The following is an 18,962-nucleotide window of genomic DNA, read 5'->3' on the forward strand; positions in this document are numbered from 1 at the left end:
GAACGGAGTGGACTTTATTCGGAGTCGACGAGGACCAGTTCTGCATCCTCGATCGCGGTGATCGTCACGGTCTGGCCGCCATCCATGGCCGCGCCGTCACGCGCCTTGAACGTCTCGCCATCGATCTCGATCAATCCCGTCGCGGGAACCAGATAGGCGTGGCGACCGGGCAGAACCTCGTGCGTGATCGTCTCGCCGGCGCGAACCATGGCGGCAAGCACCCGCGCCTCGGCGCGGATCGGCAGCGCACCGGTGTCCTCGGCGAAGCCGCTGGCCAAGGTGACGAACTGGCCCGAGCGGTCGTCCTTCGGGAAGGGCTTGGCGCCCCAGGACGGGGATCCGCCGGTGCGGCTGGGCTCGATCCAGATCTGGAAGATCGTGGTCTGCTCGGATTCTAGATTATACTCGGCATGACGCACGCCGGTGCCGGCACTCATCACCTGCACGTCGCCTGCGCCGGTGCGCCCCTCGTTCCCGAGCGAATCCTTGTGGGTGATGGCACCTTTGCGGACGTAGGTAATGATTTCCATGTCGCGATGGGGATGCGGCGGGAACCCACTGTTGGCGGCGATCTCGTCGTCATTCCACACGCGAATCGCGCCCCAGCCCATCCGGGCGGGCTCGTAATAGTTGGCGAAAGAGAAATGATGGCGCGCGTTCAGCCAGCCATGATTGGCGTGACCCAGGCTCTCGAAGGACCTCTTCTCGATCATGCTATGTCTCCAAGGGAATGATGCATTCCGTTATGAGCAAGATAAGCCCTCTCATCGCATCGTAAATGGAAACACTGGAAACCGATCGTTTCCGTCGGTAAGGGTTACGCGGCCGTATCGATCGGAGCTTGCTGCATGCGTCTTCCCGACCTCGAAGCCTGGGCAATCTTTGCCAGCGTGGTCGAATACCGTTCGTTCAGCGGCGCCGCCGATGCGATCGGTGTCTCGAAGGCGACCGTTTCGAAGGCGGTGACCCGGCTCGAGGCGCATCTCGGCCAGTCGCTGTTCCATCGGACCTCGCGACGCCTGACGCTGACCGAAAACGGCAAGGCCCTGGCGGAGCACGCCGCGCGGATCCTCGCCGAGGCGACCGCCGCGGAGGAAGCCGCACTGGACGCGGCGAGCGCCCCGACCGGACTGGTCCGGGTCGCTGCGCCGATGTCGCTTGGACTGCTCGCGATCGCCCCGGTGATTGCGGATTTCCTGGTGCTCAACCCGGGGATCGAGATCGACCTGCATCTGTCCGACGCGCGCGTCGACATCGTTGCCGAAGGCTTCGACATCGCGTTGCGCATCGCGACGCTTCCCGACAGTTCGCTCCGGTCCCGCAAACTCGCGGACATGCGGATGCATGTCGTCGCCGCGCCGGCTTATCTCGCCGCACACGGGCGCCCGCTCCATCCCGGACAGCTCGGCGAGCATCGCTGTTTCGCCTATACCAACGTCACCTCGCCATGGCGCTTCGTCGGACCCGACGGGACCGAAGTGTCGGTACGCCTGAACGGCCCGCTCGCCACCAACAGCGGCGAGGCGATGCTGCCGGCACTCCGGCGTGGGCTGGGCATCGCAATGCTCCCGGAATTTATCGTCGCGGAAGACCTGGCGGCCGGGCGGATCGAAATCATTCTCGCGGACTGGGCGCCGCATACGGGTGCGCTGCACCTGATGACACCGCCCGGCACGCTACGCCCCGCACGGGTCGAGGGGCTGATTTCCTTCCTGACCGACCGCCTGAAATCGATCTGCGTTCAGGGCTGATCCGCGCGACTCGGGGCCAGCTCCTAGACGACTCGCGGATTACCGCGGCTTAATCGCAAATTAACCTTTTGCCTTCATCACTGTTGAGGTTAATAGTTACTGCGAAGGTCGGTCGGGCCACGGGAGGTACCGACGCCTTGAAACGGGGAACAGCAAGATGCGTGTGCTGCTGATCGAAGACGAGCCGACGACCGCAAAAGCGATCGAGCTGATGCTGACGGCCGAAGGCTTCAACGTCTATACGACTGACCTTGGCGAGGAAGGCCTCGATCTCGGCAAACTGTATGATTACGACATCATCCTGCTCGACCTCAATTTGCCCGACATGCACGGTTACGACGTACTCAAGCGGCTTCGCGTCGCGCGTGTCCAAACCCCGGTGCTGATCCTTTCGGGCATCAACGAAATGGACTCGAAGGTCCGCTCGTTCGGCTTCGGCGCGGACGATTATGTGACCAAGCCCTTCCACCGCGAGGAACTGACCGCGCGCATTCACGCGGTCGTCCGTCGCTCCAAGGGGCACAGCCAGTCGGTCATCCGCACCGGCAAGCTCGCGGTCAACCTCGACGCCAAGACGGTGGAGGTCGATGGCTCGCGCGTTCACCTGACGGGCAAGGAATATGCGATGCTCGAGCTGCTCAGCTTGCGCAAGGGCACGACCCTGACCAAGGAAATGTTCCTCAACCACCTGTATGGCGGGATGGACGAGCCCGAACTGAAGATCATCGACGTGTTCATCTGCAAGCTGCGCAAGAAGCTGAGCATGGCCTGCGAAGGCGAGAATTACATCGAGACCGTCTGGGGTCGTGGCTATGTGCTGCGCGAGCCCGACGAAATGCTGGAATCCGCCGAAGTCGCCTAGTCGCGGCGGGGCCAGATCCTGACAGCCAAGGTACAGCAGCGTGACACCCCGTGTCGCGCGCCTTGGCTTGTCTTGCCGATCGCGCGCGTGATCGGCATGCCCTTCAAAAAATGACACCGAACCAACTATTTGCGTGACAAATTCTTTACCATAAGTCACGCAGTAGTCATGTTTGCCGCTTAACTGCACCTATCGCCTGCCGCCGATGCCGTGTGGCTGGTTCACTTGTGGGGCTCCTATCATGAAAAAGCATTCGGCGTTGGCGGCACTATGTGCGACCAGTCTCATCCTGGCGGGTTGCAGCGGCGGCGGATCCACCACGACCCCCACGCCCACCCCGACCCCGACGCCGACCCCCACACCGACCCCCGCCGTCGCCGCGGTCCGCACGATCGTAATGGTCTGGGATGGCCTACGCCCGGATGACGTCAATGCGACCGACACGCCCAACCTGCTCGCGCTGCAACAGAGCGGCGTGAACTTCCAGGACAACCATTCGACCTACCCGACCTTCACGATGATGAACGGGTCGTCGTTCGCGACCGGTTCCTTCCCGAAGACCTCGGGCTTCTACGGCAACACCTTCTGGACGCCGCCGCAGGGCGCGGGGAACACGATTCCGGCGGGCAAGACCGCGTCGGGTTCGACGCAGAGCTATACCGATCCGGTCTTCACCGAGGATTATCAGGTCCTGACCACGCTCAACGATTATTACGGCGGCCAGCTGCTACTCGTGAAGAGCCTGTTCGCGACGGCACAGGCCGGCGGCCTGGCCACCGCCGCGATCGGCAAGTCGGGCGCCGCGTATATTCAGGATCTCGGCAAGGGCGGCGTGTTCCTCGACGAGAACACGGTGCAGCCACGGAGCCTCGTCACGGAATTGCAGGCCGCCAACATCGCGCTGCCGACCAACGTCGTGAACAATTATTCGGGCACGGACGCGGTCACGCTGGCAGGCACGAACGGCACGCCGACCGCGCGGGCCGGATACGTCACGTTCGATACGACCGCTTATGATCCCAACGGGGCGATCACGGTACCGTCGCGCGATTCGACCGACACGAGCCAGGGCGCGCCCGAGGACGCGGCGAACAAATACATGCTCAACGTCTTCACGTCGTACATCCTGCCCCAGAAGAAGCCGATGCTGTCGCTGATTTGGTTCCGCACCCCGGACAACGTCGAGCACGGTTATGGCCCGGGCAGCGCCAATGCGCGCGCCGGCCTGCGGTCGCAGGATGCGCGACTGGGCGAGCTGATGGCCGCGCTTAAGGCGCAGGGCCTCGACACGACGACGAACATCGTCGTCGTATCGGACCATGCGCATTCCAGCGTCTCTGGCCCGCTCAACCTGTATCCCCTGCGCGCGATCAATCCCTCGGGGACCGCTCCGAATGGCCCGACCGTCAACGGCGCGACCAGCGGGACCAGCGCTGCGAGCTTGGGCGGGCTCAATTCCTCCGGATATTCCTTCTCCGGCGATGTCCGCTCGGCCGACTTGCTGACCTATCGCGGGTTCAAGGCCTATGATGGCAGCGGCTGCTCGGTCAGCGCGATGTACGGCATTTCGGCGACCGGCACGCCGACCGTACCCGTACGGGTCGACACCAGCACGACGATGTGCGGCGCCACCAGCTCGACCAAATACCAGGCGATCAGCGCAACCGGCAGCTTCCGCGTCCCTGCCCCCGGCAGCCTGCCTACGAACGGCATCGTCGTCGCGGCCAATGGCGGATCGGATTACTTCTACGTCCCCAGCCACGACCTGACGACGATCCGCAACCTCGTCACCTTCCTGCAACAGCGCGAGGAATATGGCGCAGTGTTCGTCGACAGCCGCTACGGGGCGATCCCGGGCACGCTCCAGATGAGCCAGGTCAACCTCGAGAACGCGACCCGCAGCGGCAACGGTCAACCCGACGTCGTGGTCTCGTTCAATTGGGACGATCAGGCGACCATTCAGGGCAAGTTCGGCATCGAGTTCGAAAGCACCGGTGGCCAGCGTGGCATGCACGGCAGCTTCAGCCCGATCGACGTCCACAACACGCTGATCGCGGCGGGCCCGTCGTTCCGCAAGGGCGCCACCGTCACGACGCCGACCGGCAACGTCGACGTCGCGCCGACGGTGGCCTATCTGCTGCGGCTCGCCATGCCGCAGGCCGATGGCCGCATCATCAACGAAGCGCTGGTGACGCCTGCAAGCGCCTCGACGCCGACCATCGCGGCGTCGTCGATCGCCCCGACCGCACCGGCGACCGGGCTCCAGTTCGAAACGCCGCTCGACCCGACCGGCACGACCAAGGACACGTCGTTGCCGCTGGGCACCTATACGATCTCGTTGCAGGTCAAGGATCTGACGATCGACGGCAAGACCTATCGCTACTTCGACTACGCCAAGGCAACGCGCCAGTAATGCGCATTTCCGTACCGAAGCTGGCTTCCATCGCGCTTCCCCTACTTGCCCTGGCGACCACGCCGGGGCAGGCGGCGCAGGCCCCGCGCGGGCTCGTCTTTGATCGCGTGTTCGGCGCAGCGGGCGAGCCGGGCTTCCTGCACTATCGCGTCCTCTATGCTGCCAACGGGGCGGTTCACCATCTCGACGTGTGGCGCGATCATGATCGCCGGATCAAGCGCGTGACCGATCAGGCGCTCGCGACCTACGCCAGCCGCAAGGCGGGCGAGGTCGGCTACACGCTCAAGGTGCTCGACCTGAAACGCCGGATCAGCACCACGATCGACCGGACCAATTTGTACCGGATCGGATCCTTCACCGACTGGTACGATCTCGGGCACGGGCTGCGCCATCCAAAGGGCGCGTATCGTCTGACGCTGGAGACAACGGGCCCCGCGGGCATGCCGCGGATCGCGCGGCCCTGCCGCTGGTACGCGCTGGCCGAGGGCAATCGCACGACGCATATCTGCTGGGACGACCGGGCCAAGCTGCCGCTGCTGATCGCACCGGCAAGCGGCCCACCGGTATGGCGAGTCACCGCGATTGATCAGGGCGCGATACCGGCGGCGACCTTCGTCGCGGACGATCGCGGCTTCATCAAGAACGACGCCAACCGCGATATCGAAGCGGACTGACGCGCGGGCGCAGGCGACTTGGGCGTGCTCGACGATTGCGGGTTTCGACGATGTTGGCAGGCGTCCGTCCTGCCTCTTCCGGGAACGGGCGAACTACGACGAAACTCGTGTGATAGCGACGAGCCCGTTCACTACGGTCGCACGAACACCTTCTCGCCGCCGACCCAGGTCTGCTCCACCTTGGTCGCGCGCAAGTCGCTCGGGCTCGCGAGCAACGGATCGCGGTCGACGATGATGAAGTCCGCACGCTGACCCACACCGAGCCGTCCGAACTTCTCCTCGGCGAACCCGGCATAGGCCGCAGCGCCCGTGAACGCCCACCATGCCTGTTCACGAGTCACGCGTTCCTCCGGGCGCCAGCCACCATAAGGCTGGCCGTCCGCACCCTGCCGGGTAAAAGCGGTAGCCCATCCCGCAAAAGCATCGGGTGCCTCGACCGGATAGTCCGAACCGAACGCCAGCGTCGCGCCGTTGCGCAACATCGAATTCCACGCATAGGCGCCTGCCAGCCGGGCCGGCCCAAGCCGTGCTTCCGCCATCGTGCGGTCACTGGTCGCGTGGGTCGGCTGCATCGAGGCGATGATACCATTCTTGCCGAAGCGCGGCAGGTCGGCGGGATCGACGACCTGCGCGTGCTCGATCCGCCAGCGCCGGTCGCCGGTATAGGTGCCTACCATATCGTCGATCGCGCCTAGTACCTCGGCATTGGCGCGGTCCCCGATCGCATGGACCGCGACCTGATAATGATCGACCGCGGCGCGGCTCATCAGGTTGCGGATCACGTCGTCGGACATGAACCCCGCCCCCGACTGCCCGGGTGCGTCGCTATACGGCGCCTTGAGCCACGCGCCGCGCGAGCCGAGCGCGCCATCGGCATACAGCTTCACCCCGCCCATTCGCAGCTTGTCGGCATACAGCCACGGCGTCGGGCCAGATCCTCCGATCTTGATGGCGGTTTCGATCCCGAAGGCATAGCTCATGATGCGGATGCGCAAGGCGCCGACATCGCCCGCGCGGCGATAGCTGAGCCAGTCGTCCATCGTGCTGCCCATGTCGCTGGTGCCGGTGATGCCATGGCTGAGCAGGATTTCCTGCGCCTTCAGGAACGCGAAGTCGCGCTCCTTGGGCAGCGGCTGCGGGGCGGCCTTCTCCACCAGATCGCGCGCGGAATCGACGAACACGCCGTTGGGTTGCGCACCCGTCTTCTCGATCCGGCCGCCCGCCGGGGCAAGCGTCCTGCTGGTGATACCGGCCGCCTTCATCGCCGCGCTGTTCGCCCAGCCGGCATGCCCGTCCGCCCGCTGCAGCCAGACCGGCCGATCGCTCACCACGGCGTCGAGATCGGCAGCGGTCGGGAATCGTCCGAGCTTCCACGCTTCCTGGTTCCACCCGCCGCCGACGATCCATTTGCGGTCGGGGTTGGCGGCGGCATAAGCGGCGATACGGGCCTTCGCATCCTCGAGCGACGTCGCCGCGGACAGGTCGAGTTCGAGCGCGCGGAACCCGAGTTTCATCACATGGCCATGCGCATCGATGAACCCCGGCAGCAGCACCTTGCCGTGCTCATCCGCGCGCCAATCGAGCTTTACCGGACGCTTCTCGTTTTCCGCCAGAAGCTTCACCACCTTGCCATCGGGCGACATGACCAAGCCCGTAAAGCGGATCACCTTGCCGTCCTTGTCCATGCTGATCCCGTTGACATTGTCGATCAGGGCGTCGGCCCTGGCGAGGGACGGGACGAGTGCCGCGAGGAACGCCGTGGCGGAAAGCAGCGCGGCTGCAGAACGAAGCGGGAAAGGGCTGACCATGGGCTTGCGATAAGGCGTGTTCCTTCATCGCGCCAGATAGTCTAGGCGACGGGCGCTCCCTTCTGTGCCGAGCCTGTCGACGCACCGTCGCCCAACGACGTGGGAAAGCAAGGCTGCCCTCCCAGGCTCGGGGGCGAACGGAAGTGAATGATGGCAACGCAAGCGAAGTCCGAAACCCTCCCCGTCACCCTCGCCGACGTCGAAGCCGCGCACATGCGCATTTCGGACCAGATCGTTCGCACGCCATGCTTCATCAGCCGCACCCTGTCCGAGCTGACCGGCGCGACCGTCTACCTCAAGTTCGAGAACCTGCAGTTCACCGCGGCCTATAAGGAGCGCGGGGCGCTCAATACGCTGTTGCAACTGCCGCCCGAGACCGCTGGGGTGATCGCTGCCTCGGCCGGCAACCATGCCCAGGGCCTTGCCTATCACGCCAACCGCCTCGGCATTCCGGCGACCATCGTCATGCCCACGAACACCCCGATCGTGAAGATCACGCAGACCGAGGGCCATGGCGCGACCGTCGTCCTGCACGGCGACACGTTCGACGCAGCCTATGCCCATGCGCGCGAACTGGAGGCCGAATGCGGGTTGACCTTCGTCCATCCGTTTGACGACGCGCGTGTCATCGCAGGCCAAGGCACGACTGCGCTCGAGATGCTGCAGGACGTTCCGCAGATCGACACCTTCCTGACGCCGATCGGTGGGGGTGGCCTGATCTCGGGCATGGCGGTCGTGGCGGAAGCCGCTTCACGCAGGCCGGGCGGTCACCGGATCGAGGTCGTCGGGGTCGAGGCGGAGCTGTTCCCGTCGATGTACAACCGCATCAACGGCACCACCATGCCGTGCGCGGGCGACACGCTCGCCGAGGGGATCGCGGTCAAGGAACCCGGCGCGCTGACGTCGCACATGGTCGAAGCGCTGGTCGACGACATCGTCCTGGTCAGCGAGCGCAGCCTCGAACAGGCGGTCAGCCTGTTGTTGCAGATCGAGAAGACCGTGGTGGAAGGTGCCGGAGCGGCCGGGCTAGCCGCCTTGCTGCAACATCCGGGACGGTTCGCGGGGCGGACCGTCGGCGTCGTGCTGTGCGGCGGCAATATCGATACGCGATTGCTGGCGAACGTCCTGTTGCGCGATCTCGCCCGCTCGGGACGGCTCGCGCGCCTGCGGATCCGGTTGCAGGATCAACCCGGGGCGCTGTTCAACGTCGCCCGGATCTTCGATGCCCAACGCGTCAACATTCTGGAACTGTCCCACCAGCGGATTTTCACCAAGCTGCCGGCCAAGGGTCTGTTCCTCGACGTCGAGTGCGAAACCCGCGACCGTGCGCATCTCGATCGGTTGACCGATGCGCTGCAGGTGGCAGGTTATACGGTAACGCCGGTTGAACTTGCCTGAACATGGTTTGTTAACCAGATCGTCAGCAATTGATCGCTAGACTGATTGGCATTCGAGCGGCCCGGTGAAATCGCATTTTCATGAAACGTACTTTCCATCGGGCCGAGGACCTTTCATAACGCCATGCATGGCTGGAATCGCGGACCGCACCTTCCCGCTGCAGAGGACACTATCCGGTGACTGCGCCTTTTCGCTTTCCGCGCTTCTTCGTCACCAGCCCTGCCCCTTGCCCGTATCTGCCGGGTCGCCAGGAGCGGAAGGTCTTCACCGAGCTGCGCGGTGAGCAGGCGAGCGATCTGAACGACGCGCTCGGGCGGATCGGGTTTCGTCGCAGCCAGTCGGTTGCCTATCGCCCCAGCTGTGCCGGCTGCACGGCGTGCGTATCGGTGCGCGTCGTCACCGCGGATTTCGAGGCTAACGCCACGCAGCGCAAGCAATTGCGGCGCAACAGCGACCTGGAAGTCACCGCCTGCCGTCCCTGGGCGACCGACGAGCAATTCCAGCTGCTCAGCCGGTATCTCGGCTCGCGACACCCGGGCGGCGGCATGGCCGAAATGGATGAAGGCGATTATGCCGACATGGTCGAGCATTCGCCGGTCAACAGTTTCATCGTCGAATATCGCGAACCTGCCAAGCACGGCGAGCGCGGAAGGCTGGTCGGCGCTTGTCTCACCGATCAGCAGGCGGATGGTCTGTCGATGATCTATTCGTTTTTCGAGACCGACGATGCCGCCCGGTCGGGGCTGGGGAATCTCATCATTCTCGACCATATCCTGCGGGCACGCGCGGTCGGTCTGCCGTATGTCTATCTCGGCTATTGGGTCAAAGGCTCGCCGCGGATGCAGTATAAGATCCGCTACCGGCCGATCGAGGCGCTAGGACCCAAGGGCTGGAGTCTGTTGGTCGACGAAGATGCAGAGTTCGCACCGCCGGCGGAGAAATATGCGGTGATGACGGACCAGTTGGCCGGGACCCGGTAACGGGCTTGCCCGGCGCATCGCTGCCCGAACCGGGCAGCCGGCGCTACTGCCCGTTTCCGCCGACGTGCAGATCCACGTCGAGCGTTTCCACTCCCTCGCCCAGCCGCGATCCCGCCACCGGTGCGGCACCGGCGGAGTCGAGCGCCACCGCCACGCGGACATAGGCTTCGTCGGCGCTCAACCCAGTCGAGGGATCGAACGCGACCCAGCCGAGGCGATCGACATATGCCTCGACCCATCCATGCGGCGCAGGGCGTCCGTCGGCCTTGGCCTGGCATACCGGGCTATACCCGGACACGTAGCGCGCCGCCACGCCCAGCGTGCGCGCCGCCGCGAGGAACACCTGGGCGAGATCCCGCGAACTCACCGCCCCCTCGGCGAACGCTTCGGTCGCGGTGCGGCCTGCGATCGGCCGGCCATGATCCAGCGCGAACCGGCGCTTGATCGCGATGTTGAGCGCATGCAGCCGTGCCACCGGGTCGGTCTCGGTGATACCGGCGGCGAAGGCGGTGATTTCGGCATCGGCCGCAGTCAGCGGCGTCGTGCGGAGGAATACGGCGGGCGGCAGCGCTTCGTGCGCGCCATGGACGATGCCGTTCGACCGATGCGTCAACACTTCGCCCGAGACCGCGATCTCGATGTCCGAGATCGGCCCGGCGACATACAGCATGGTGATACGATTGCCGAACCCGTCGCGGCCATGCCGCATCCGCGCATCGCAATCGACATGCAGGTTCCACCCCGCGACCGACTGGTCATGCGTATCCTCCGGAATCAGCAGGAGCATCTGCGTCAGACGGGCCTGCGGCGCGGTGAAACGATACGTCGTGCGATGATCGACCGATAGCCGCATCAGCTGAACTTGAACTGCCGACCGACCGCCATGTGCAGACGGTCGTTCTCGGCGATAAAGCCCTGCAGATACTGGTGCAGGCCGCCGGCGATCACTTCGCCGGACTTGGTCCGTGCGATCCGCGCCTGGCGCGCGCGCGCCATGCGGTCCGCCTCGCCGTGCAGCCCGGTCCGCTTGGCCAGCAGGTTCAGGATGTCGACCGCTTCTTCGACCGAGGCCGCAAGGCTGCGCGGAAGTTCCGCGCGTGCGATCAGCAGGTCGATCACGTTGGAGGGCCTCAGCCCCTCCGAATAGAGCCAGCGATACGCCGTCACGGCGGACACGGTCTGGAGGATCGTCGTCCATTGATCGCGGTCGACGACCCCGCCCACCCGCTCGCCCTCGGGCAGGAGGATGTGATATTTCACGTCGAGCAGCCGCGCGGTGTTGTCGGCGCGTTCGATCGCCTGCCCCAGGCGGATGAACCAGGTCGTCTGGTTGCGCAGCATCCGGTGGATCGCCCCCTCGAACCCGCGTGTCTCCGCCTTGACCGCCTCGACCAGATTGAGCGTCGCCATCGCGCTTCCGGCGCTCGCGCGGCGGTCGAAGATCAGCCAGGCGCCGTTGATCGCGGTCCAAGCCTCCCGCGTCAGCGCGGTGCGCACCGCCCGAGCATTGTTGCGCGCCATGTCGAGCGCCCGCACGATCGAACCCGGGTGGCTCGAATCGAGCGTCATGAACCGCGCGACGTTGCTCTTCGTGATCGCCTGTCCGGAGGCAGCGAACGCGGTGTCGGTCTCCGTCACCGCCAACGCGGACGCCCAGGCCGCCTCGCCCGCGGGACGCGGCGACAGCACGTCGAGCCGCACGGTCGCCTCCACCAGTCGTGCGATGAAATCGGCGCGCTCGACATAACGGCCGAGCCAATACAGGGAGGATGCGGTCCGACTGAGCATCAGAGCGGCTGCCCGAGGGTCTGGACCTGCGCCTGGCCGAGCGCATCCGACACCTGCGCCTGCGCCCCCGCGCCATTGTCCATCAGTACGAAGCTATCCTTGGTCCCGCCGCCCTGCGACGAATTGACGACGAGCGATCCTTCCTTGAGCGCCACCCGGGTCAGGCCACCAGGAACGACCTGCACGCCCTTCGAGCCAGTCAGCACGAACGGGCGGAAGTCGACGTGACGCGGCGCCAGTCCCGCATCCGCCAAGGTCGGCACGGTCGACAGCGCCAGCGTCGGCTGCGCGATATAGCGATGCGGTTCGGCGATCAGCGCGGCGCGGAACGTCTCGATCTCGGCCTTGGTCGCGGTCGGACCGACCAGCATGCCGTAGCCGCCCGACCCGTCGACCAGCTTCACGACGACATGTTCCAGATTGTCGAGCACATATTTCAGCGACTGCGGCTCCCGGCAGCGCCAGGTCTCGACATTGGGCAGCTTCGGCTCGCCGCCGGAATAGAAGCGTACGATTTCTGGCATGTACGAATAGATCGCCTTGTCATCGGCGATCCCGTTGCCGGGCGCGTTGAGCAAGGCGACGTTGCCCGCGGCATAGGCGGCGATGAGCCCGGGCACACCCAGCATCGAATCCGGCCGGAACACCAGCGGGTCGAGATAGTCGTCGTCGATCCGCCGGTAGATCACATCGACCTTCACCAGTCCCGCGATCGTCCGCATCCACACGATGTCGTCGTCGACCACCAGGTCGGCCGCCTCGACCAGTTCGACGCCCATCGAATCTGCGAGGAAGCTGTGCTCGTAATAGGCCGAGTTGTAATGTCCCGGCGTCAGCACGACACACACCGGGGCAGCGACGCCGCTCGGCGCGACCGACTTCATCGTCTCGAGCAGCTTGTCCGGATAGGAATCGACCGCCGCCACGCGGAACGACCGGAACAGTTCCGGACACAGCCGCAGCATCGCCTCCCGGTTCTCCAGCATGTAGCTGACCCCTGACGGCGTGCGCGCATTGTCCTCGAGTACATAGAAGTCGTCCGGCCCGGTCCGCACCAGATCGATCCCGCAGATATGCGCCCAGATGTCGTGCGGCGGCCGGATGCCCGCAATCTCGGGGCGGAATTGCGGATTGCCGAAGATCAGATCCGCCGGCAGCACGCCTTCTGCCAGGATCCGACGTTCACCGTAGATGTCGTGCAGGAACGCATTGATCGCCTCGACCCGCTGTACCAGCCCCTCGGAGAGCCGAGTCCATTCGTCGGCAAGGAAAATCCGGGGAACGATGTCGAACGGGATGATGCGCTCGCTGGCATCGCTGTCGCCATAGACCGCGAACGTGATGCCGAGCTGGCGGAACGTGGCCTCGGCAGATTGCTGACGTCGGCGCAATTCGTTGGAGGGCGTGGTCTCGATCCACTCGCCAAGCGCGGCGAGTTCGGACCGCGGGATCGTGCTCCCGCCATTTCCCATGATTTCGTCGAACGCCTGCCCTATCCCCATCGAACGATAAAGCCCCCAACTCCGTGCGGGTTCCATGCTGCGATGGATTGTTGCGGCGCACAAGCGGATTTCGCGCGTGGATCAGCGCTTGCGTTGCGTATCCAATGCAGCGGCATAGTCCGTCCGGGCCGCCGCGACGATCCCGGGGAGGATCGTCGGGTCTACGAACGCCTGCGCATCGCCGTCATCCGGCCGGGCTGCACGTTCCAGAACGTCCGCGATCTCGGGATGCATCGGCAGGACGATGTCGGCATGCAACGCGGCCAATCGATCGAAACTGTGGCGATAGTCGCTGTCGATCCCCGGATAGGCCCGGTTGTTGACGAGATGATTGCCCGCGACCGTGATGCTGCACGGGAACACGACCTGCAGCGACCGCCCGCCGTCCACAATGGGGAGCGACCAGGTGGTGCAGCCGGGGGTATGGCCCGGCGTCAACACCGCGGTGATCGCGATCCGGCCGACGCGAACCTGTTCGCCGTCGCCGACGACCCGATCGACCGCAACCGAGGGGAAACGGGTAAAGCCGTTGTCGTTGTCGGCCTCATGCCGTCCACGCCGGAGCGCGGTCGCATCCCCGGCGGACGACACCACCCTTGCCCCGCTCCATCGCCGCAATTCGGCAAAGGCGGCGGCATGGTCGAAATGCGCGTGCGAGTTGAGAATCCATTTTACCTGTCGCGGCTGAACGCCGATCGCGACCAGGTTGCGTTCGACCTGCCCCGCCTCCTTCGCCATCGGGCCGCTGACGAGGATCGTGCCTTCCCGCGCGACGATCGCATAGACCGCCAGCCCGCGCGTACCGACGTACCAGATCGGTCCCGCCACCTTGAACGGCTTGATCGGTTGCGACCAGGACGGCGGCACGTCGATTGCGGCGGTCGTCAGCAGCAGCATCGGCGCGCAAAGCGCTGCGAGGATCCAGGGTTTCATAATCCGGCCAGCATCGCAGAGGTCAGCACTTGCGGCAAGACGCGTGGCTCGGCGACGCCCGGGGCATAATAGAGGTACAGCGGAACGCCTGCGCGATTATGCGCCTCGATGAAACGCCCCATCATCGGATCGCCGTTGGTCCAGTCTCCGATCAGGACCGCGACCTTGTGATCGGCAAATGCCTTGCGGGTAGCATCGGTCTCGATCGCGATCTTCTCGTTGACCTTGCAGGTCAGGCACCAGTCGGCGGTGAAATAAACGAAGACCGGCCGTCCTTCCTTTTGCAACGCGGCCAGCCGCGCCTCGCTAAACGGTTCCGCCCCGCCGGGCGCGAGTGCGGGTGCGCCGATGGCATCCGGGTGCTGCCCAGCGATCAGCCACGTCCCGGCCACGACGGTCGCCAGTAGTAGCGCGCTGAGCACCACGCCGATCGCAAGGCCCCTCGCCTGCCGCGCGCCCGCGATCCACAGCAGCACCGCCATCCCGAAAGCCACGACCAGACCGATCGCCATGCCATTGACCCCCGCCTCATGCCCGAGCACCCAGGCCAGCGCGATGGCGGTCAGCCACATCGGGATTGCCAGGATCCGCCGGAACGTCTCCATCCACAGCCCCGGCTTCGGCAGCCGCCGCCGCAATGCAGGTATGAACCCAAGCGCTAGGAATGGCAGCGCCAGCCCGATCCCCAGTCCGGCGAATACCGCCAGCGCCGCCGCCCACGGCAGCACCAGGGCCGCCCCCAGTGCCGCCCCCATGAATGGCCCGGTGCAGGGCGTTGCAATGAACGCCGCGAGCGCGCCGGTCGCGAATGCCCCGCCCGCGCCCCCGCTGCGGTTGACGAAGGCGGGTGTCGGGATTTCGAACAGCCCGCTCAGGTTGAGCGCGAGCGCGACGGTCAGCAGCAACAGCACGACGATCGCCCGCGGATCCTGCAACTGGAACGCCCAGCCGACCGCCGTCCCCCCGGCACGCAACGCCAGGATCGCCCCGCCGAGGGCGACGCAGACCGCGATCACGCCCGCGGCATAGGCCAGCGCCTCGTGCCGCGCGGCGCGTTCGTCGAGATGGCCCCGCGCCAGGCTCAGCGCCTTCAGACTGAGGATCGGGAAGACGCAGGGCATGATGTTCAGAATCAATCCACCGAGCACCGCCCCGGCAAAGGCAAGGAGCGTCGCGGTCGCGACGCTCGCGCCGCCGAGCGATTGCCCCGACGCCGGCGCCGTGTGCGATGCGGCCACCGTACCCGCCGCGGCGGTGACGACGAGCCCTTGCCGCGCCCCGATCTGCAGGACGCCCTGCAATGCGGTGCCGGCAGCCGCCGGCGTTGTCGCCGCCTTGGTTTCGATCAGGATCCGGTCGCCGTCCTGCGTCACCGTCTGCGCCGCGGCATAATCGATCATCCCGGTGGTGATCGGGTAGAAATAGGCCTTCGTCAGCGCCGCGCCCGCCGGATACGGCACTGCGATGCGGATCCGGCCGTTCCCGGTCTGATAGGTCGCGCGTGCGTCGAGCGGTTTCGGCACCGCACGCCGCCACGCGTCGAACCGTGCGCGAGCCTGCGGCGTGATCGTACCGTCGCCGACGACCAGGTCGATCGATAGATCCGCCGATTCGGGAACGCAGACTTCGGCCGAGCAGACGAGGTAATTGGTCTTCAACCGCACCGGCAGCGGCGTTCCGACCGCCAGCCCGGCCGGGATTTTCAGCGTGACCAGCGGCGCATAGGGACGCTCGAACACGTAGTTCATCAGGTCCGCGACGATCAGGGTTCCCGGAACGGGATAGGCAGGCTCGCTCGCGCTCGCTCCCTTGGGCAGTGTCCAGTCGAGCTTTGCCGGGAAGCCCGCATCGCCGGGATTCTGCCAATAGCCGTGCCATCCCGGCGCCGGGACACTTGCCAGCGCGAGGGTCACGCTCGTGCCCGCCATCGGCCGATCGCTCTCGGCGACCAGCGTGATCTTCAGATGCGTGCCCGCGCCCGCGGGATCCAGCGTCGCCGCCTGAGCCTGCGCCGCGCTTCCCACGAGCAACAGCGCGAATAGCGTAACCACAACGTCATGAAACCAGCGCATCGCACGTCCTTGTCGAGCCCGAACCCTCGGGCCATAGCGGCGAAGTCTGCCCGCCGTCCAATTCGGAGAATCCGTCGTGAAACGAACCGCGTCCATCCTGGCGATCGCTCTGTCCCTGGCGGGCGCACCGCTCGCCGCGCAGAATGCGCCGGCACGGGGTGCCGCTGCAACTCCGCCCAAGCTGATCGTCGTGATCTCGGTCGATCAGTTCTCGGCAGACCTGTTCGGTGAATATCGCGGATCGTTTACCGGCGGCCTCGCGCGTCTGCAGAAGGGCGCGGTCTTCCCGAGCGGGTATCAGAGCCACGCCGCGACCGAAACCTGCCCGGGCCACTCGACCATCCTGACCGGCTTCCGGCCCGAGCACACCGGTATCATCGCGAACAACTGGATCGACCTCTCGGTCGCGCGCGCCGACAAGACGGTGTATTGCGCGGAGGACGAAACCATCCCCGGCACCACGCATGACGGCAACTACACCGTGTCCGACAAGCATCTGCTTGTGCCCACGCTGGGCGAGCGGATGAAGGCCGCCAACCCCCGGGTGCGGGTCGTGTCGGTTGCGGGCAAGGATCGCGCCGCGGTGATGATGGGCGGCCATACCGTCGACGAGCTCTGGTGGTGGAACGGCAAGGCGATGGTCAGCTACGCCGGTCGCGCTACGCCACCCGTCGTCGCCCGCGCCAATGCCGCGATCACGGCACGGATCGCCGCCCCGCAGGCGGCGCTCGACGTTCCAGAGATCTGCAAGCCACACGACCGCGCGATCCCGCTCGGCGCGGGCAAGACGGTCGGCGCAGGACATTTCGCGCGCGATGCTGGCAATGCCAGCGCCTTCCGCGCCTCCCCCGCCTTCGACGGCGCAGTCGTCGCGCTGGCTGCCGGGCTGGTCCAGGACATGAAGCTCGGCCAGGGCGATACGACCGACATCATCGACGTCGGTGCCTCCGCGACCGATTACATCGGCCATACCTACGGCACCGAAGGCGCCGAAATGTGCATCCAGCTCCAGCAGCTCGATGCGACGCTCGGCTCGTTCTTCGACGTGCTCGACCGGACCGGCGTCGATTATGAGCTGGTGCTGACCGCCGACCACGGCGGCAACGACATTCCCGAACGCGAAGTCGACGCCGGGCTGCCCGATGCCCAGCGCGCCAAGATCGCGCTGGCGCCGTTGATCGTGGGCAGGGAGATCGCGGCGAAGCTCGGGATCGCCAAGCCGGTGCTGTTCGGCGACATCCCCAATGGCGACGTCTATCTCGCGCGCGACATCACGCTCGCGCAGCGGCGCGCGGTGCAGGACGCAGCGGTCGCCTATTACAAGGCGAACCCGCAGGTTGCCGAAGTGTTCACCGCCGCGCAGATCGTGGCCACGCCTGCGCCCAAGGGACCGCCGGAGAAATGGTCGATGATCCAGCGTGCCCGGGCATCGTACAAGGTCGGGCGTTCGGGCGAGCTGATCGTCTTCCTCAAGCCCCGCGTGACGCCGATTCCCGATCCGACCAAGGGCTATGTCGCGACGCACGGCAGCCCGTACGACTATGACCGCCGCGTACCGATCCTGTTCTGGCGCAAGGGGATGACCGGGTTCGAGCATCCCGGCAGCATCGAGACGGTCGACATCGCGCCGACGCTGGCCCGCCAGATCGGGCTGACGCTGGTCGCGCCCAAGGTCGACGGGAAGTGCCTCGATCTCGCCCGTGCGGGCGCACCCTGCCGCTAGCGGCGCATGCCGGAAGGGCGGCGCTGGCGGTGGTCCCGCGCCGTCAGCGCGTCTCGAACGCGCGCACGCCAGGACCGAGCCGGTTGGCCGCCATGACCAGCCTGGCGCGGCTATAGTCCGCCACGAAAGCAGGGCTGCGCGTCTCCCCCGGCGCCAGCCGCGCGTCGTTTGCCTCGACCCGCAGGCCGGCCGACGGATAGGTCCTGGCCTCGGCGCCCACCACGACGAAGCCGGTCCAATTCTCCTTGTTGCGACCCTGGACGAAGGTGTTACCCGCGATCAGCCCGGTCGCGCCTTCCGGCAGGTCGATCATGTAGTTGGTCCTGGTGCCCTGCGTGTCGTCGAAGCTGTCGTCGGTGATCGTCACGTGCGGGACGCGCAGCTTGACGTAATGCCCGCCGGTGCCGCGTTCGAAGCGCGACCGGGTGATCGTGACGCTGCCCTGGTTGGCAAGGTAAATCGCGTGCGCGCAGTCGGTCGACTGGTCGCATTGCCCAAGCCCCGCGAAGCTCGAATGGTCGATCACGATCGTCTGGCGCGACGGATGCCCGCCGAGGATCCCCTCCTGGCTGTCGAGAAACGTCGCGTTGCGCACCGTCAGATCGCCGATCTCGGTACGGATCCCCGCGCCATTGCCATCCGCGACGCGCATCTTGCGGAACACGATCCCGTCGACGACCGATCCCTGTCCGCGCAGCACGAACGCCGCCTTGCCCTCGCAGGTCGTGCCCTCGAAGATCACACTACCTGGCGTCGCCGCCTTGAAGGTGATGACGCCGCCGGCCTGCACCGTGCATTGATGATAGACGCCCGGCGCGATCAGGATCGTCGCGGTGCCCATCCGCACCGATTGCACCGCGGCATCGATCGTGTCGAAACCCTGCCCGGTTTCCACGATCGTGAACGGTGCGGCCCTGGGCGCGGCGACGGCGGGCATGGCAGCGGGCACGGCAAGCGTCAGGACCAGCAGCGGGGCGAAACGGCGCATCAGGGGACTCCATCACGAACGACGCATCCGGCTTGCCGCACTGGCACGCCACCGCAAGCCGGTTGATCGC

15 protein-coding genes are annotated in these 18,962 nt (G+C 66.0%); 7 read left to right on the top strand and 8 right to left on the bottom strand.

All coding sequences use genetic code 11. The features are described from left to right. Positions 1-14: 14 nt before the first annotated feature. Entirely contained in the window at positions 15-713 is a 699-nt protein-coding gene (locus L8G49_RS17360; RefSeq protein WP_242186985.1) for a pirin family protein, read from the bottom strand. 135 nt (positions 714-848) lie between these two features. Between L8G49_RS17360 and L8G49_RS17365 the strand changes: the two genes are divergently transcribed. The 4 genes from L8G49_RS17365 to L8G49_RS17380 all read left to right on the top strand — a co-directional run bounded on the left by L8G49_RS17365 (position 849) and on the right by L8G49_RS17380 (position 5,700). Then, positions 849-1,751 carry a LysR family transcriptional regulator gene (locus tag L8G49_RS17365; RefSeq protein ID WP_242140029.1) on the top strand — a complete coding sequence of 301 codons (903 nt, stop codon included), beginning with the start codon at positions 849-851 and terminating at the stop codon, positions 1,749-1,751. Positions 1,752-1,908: 157 nt separating this feature from the next. Beyond that, positions 1,909-2,613, top strand: coding sequence for a response regulator transcription factor (locus L8G49_RS17370; RefSeq protein WP_010163146.1), 705 nt, complete (start codon positions 1,909-1,911; stop codon positions 2,611-2,613). Between the two features lie 241 nt (positions 2,614-2,854). Then, complete coding sequence (locus L8G49_RS17375) at positions 2,855-5,026, top strand: alkaline phosphatase family protein (RefSeq protein ID WP_242140028.1); 2,172 nt, start codon at positions 2,855-2,857, stop codon at positions 5,024-5,026. Beyond that, a complete protein-coding gene (locus L8G49_RS17380; protein ID WP_242140027.1) occupies positions 5,026-5,700 on the top strand; it encodes a hypothetical protein in 675 nt (224 codons plus the stop codon). Before L8G49_RS17375 ends, L8G49_RS17380 begins: the two co-directional genes overlap by 1 nt. A gap of 131 nt (positions 5,701-5,831) precedes the next feature. Here L8G49_RS17380 and L8G49_RS17385 read toward each other — a convergent pair whose 3' ends face one another. Beyond that, on the bottom strand, positions 5,832-7,508 hold the full coding sequence (locus tag L8G49_RS17385; protein WP_242140026.1) for an amidohydrolase: 1,677 nt from the start codon (positions 7,506-7,508) through the stop codon (positions 5,832-5,834). A gap of 150 nt (positions 7,509-7,658) precedes the next feature. Here L8G49_RS17385 and L8G49_RS17390 point away from each other — a divergent pair, with 150 nt between their 5' ends. Continuing rightward, the gene (locus tag L8G49_RS17390) at positions 7,659-8,906 is read left to right on the top strand and encodes a threonine ammonia-lyase (RefSeq protein WP_242140185.1); all 1,248 of its coding nucleotides are present in this window, start codon (positions 7,659-7,661) and stop codon (positions 8,904-8,906) included. 176 nt (positions 8,907-9,082) lie between these two features. Beyond that, the gene (locus tag L8G49_RS17395; RefSeq protein ID WP_242186987.1) at positions 9,083-9,886 is read left to right on the top strand and encodes an arginyltransferase; all 804 of its coding nucleotides are present in this window, start codon (positions 9,083-9,085) and stop codon (positions 9,884-9,886) included. Positions 9,887-9,929: 43 nt separating this feature from the next. Here L8G49_RS17395 and L8G49_RS17400 read toward each other — a convergent pair whose 3' ends face one another. The 5 genes from L8G49_RS17400 to L8G49_RS17420 form a co-directional block, all read right to left on the bottom strand. Then, positions 9,930-10,739: a transglutaminase family protein gene (locus L8G49_RS17400; RefSeq protein WP_242186989.1), complete on the bottom strand. Its 810-nt coding sequence runs from the start codon at positions 10,737-10,739 to the stop codon at positions 9,930-9,932. Further along, on the bottom strand, positions 10,739-11,674 hold the full coding sequence (locus L8G49_RS17405; protein ID WP_242186990.1) for an alpha-E domain-containing protein: 936 nt from the start codon (positions 11,672-11,674) through the stop codon (positions 10,739-10,741). Before L8G49_RS17405 ends, L8G49_RS17400 begins: the two co-directional genes overlap by 1 nt. Next, positions 11,674-13,176 (bottom strand): circularly permuted type 2 ATP-grasp protein, encoded by a 1,503-nt coding sequence (locus L8G49_RS17410; protein WP_242186992.1) that lies wholly within the window; start codon positions 13,174-13,176, stop codon positions 11,674-11,676. The genes L8G49_RS17405 and L8G49_RS17410 overlap by 1 nt, the downstream gene beginning before the upstream one ends. An 81-nt stretch (positions 13,177-13,257) precedes the next feature. Further along, the gene (bla, locus tag L8G49_RS17415; protein ID WP_242186994.1) at positions 13,258-14,109 is read right to left on the bottom strand and encodes a subclass B3 metallo-beta-lactamase; all 852 of its coding nucleotides are present in this window, start codon (positions 14,107-14,109) and stop codon (positions 13,258-13,260) included. Next, positions 14,106-16,181 carry a thioredoxin family protein gene (locus L8G49_RS17420; protein WP_242186996.1) on the bottom strand — a complete coding sequence of 692 codons (2,076 nt, stop codon included), beginning with the start codon at positions 16,179-16,181 and terminating at the stop codon, positions 14,106-14,108. The genes bla and L8G49_RS17420 overlap by 4 nt, the downstream gene beginning before the upstream one ends. Positions 16,182-16,278: 97 nt before the next feature. Here L8G49_RS17420 and L8G49_RS17425 point away from each other — a divergent pair, with 97 nt between their 5' ends. Then, complete coding sequence (locus tag L8G49_RS17425) at positions 16,279-17,904, top strand: alkaline phosphatase family protein (RefSeq protein ID WP_242187036.1); 1,626 nt, start codon at positions 16,279-16,281, stop codon at positions 17,902-17,904. 43 nt (positions 17,905-17,947) lie between these two features. Here the strand turns inward: L8G49_RS17425 and L8G49_RS17430 are convergent, their stop codons facing one another. After that, positions 17,948-18,892 carry a right-handed parallel beta-helix repeat-containing protein gene (locus tag L8G49_RS17430; RefSeq protein ID WP_242186997.1) on the bottom strand — a complete coding sequence of 315 codons (945 nt, stop codon included), beginning with the start codon at positions 18,890-18,892 and terminating at the stop codon, positions 17,948-17,950. Positions 18,893-18,962: the final 70 nt, after the last annotated feature.

It is taken from the genome of Sphingomonas sp. CARO-RG-8B-R24-01, assembly GCF_022662295.1.
Lineage (GTDB): Bacteria > Pseudomonadota > Alphaproteobacteria > Sphingomonadales > Sphingomonadaceae > Sphingomonas.

Bases quoted from the DNA above. Each gene is read 5' to 3' on its own strand.
- L8G49_RS17400 (WP_242186989.1), bottom strand. From the start codon at position 10,739: ATGCGGCTATCGGTCGATCATCGCACGACGTATCGTTTCACCGCGCCG.
- L8G49_RS17365 (WP_242140029.1), top strand. From the start codon at position 849: ATGCGTCTTCCCGACCTCGAAGCCTGGGCAATCTTTGCCAGCGTGGTC.
- L8G49_RS17405 (WP_242186990.1), bottom strand. From the start codon at position 11,674: ATGCTCAGTCGGACCGCATCCTCCCTGTATTGGCTCGGCCGTTATGTC.
- bla (WP_242186994.1), bottom strand. From the start codon at position 14,109: ATGAAACCCTGGATCCTCGCAGCGCTTTGCGCGCCGATGCTGCTGCTG.
- L8G49_RS17385 (WP_242140026.1), bottom strand. From the start codon at position 7,508: ATGGTCAGCCCTTTCCCGCTTCGTTCTGCAGCCGCGCTGCTTTCCGCC.
- L8G49_RS17380 (WP_242140027.1), top strand. From the start codon at position 5,026: ATGCGCATTTCCGTACCGAAGCTGGCTTCCATCGCGCTTCCCCTACTT.
- L8G49_RS17360 (WP_242186985.1), bottom strand. From the start codon at position 713: ATGATCGAGAAGAGGTCCTTCGAGAGCCTGGGTCACGCCAATCATGGC.
- L8G49_RS17410 (WP_242186992.1), bottom strand. From the start codon at position 13,176: ATGGGGATAGGGCAGGCGTTCGACGAAATCATGGGAAATGGCGGGAGC.
- L8G49_RS17430 (WP_242186997.1), bottom strand. From the start codon at position 18,892: ATGCGCCGTTTCGCCCCGCTGCTGGTCCTGACGCTTGCCGTGCCCGCT.
- L8G49_RS17375 (WP_242140028.1), top strand. From the start codon at position 2,855: ATGAAAAAGCATTCGGCGTTGGCGGCACTATGTGCGACCAGTCTCATC.
- L8G49_RS17420 (WP_242186996.1), bottom strand. From the start codon at position 16,181: ATGCGCTGGTTTCATGACGTTGTGGTTACGCTATTCGCGCTGTTGCTC.
- L8G49_RS17390 (WP_242140185.1), top strand. From the start codon at position 7,659: ATGGCAACGCAAGCGAAGTCCGAAACCCTCCCCGTCACCCTCGCCGAC.
- L8G49_RS17370 (WP_010163146.1), top strand. From the start codon at position 1,909: ATGCGTGTGCTGCTGATCGAAGACGAGCCGACGACCGCAAAAGCGATC.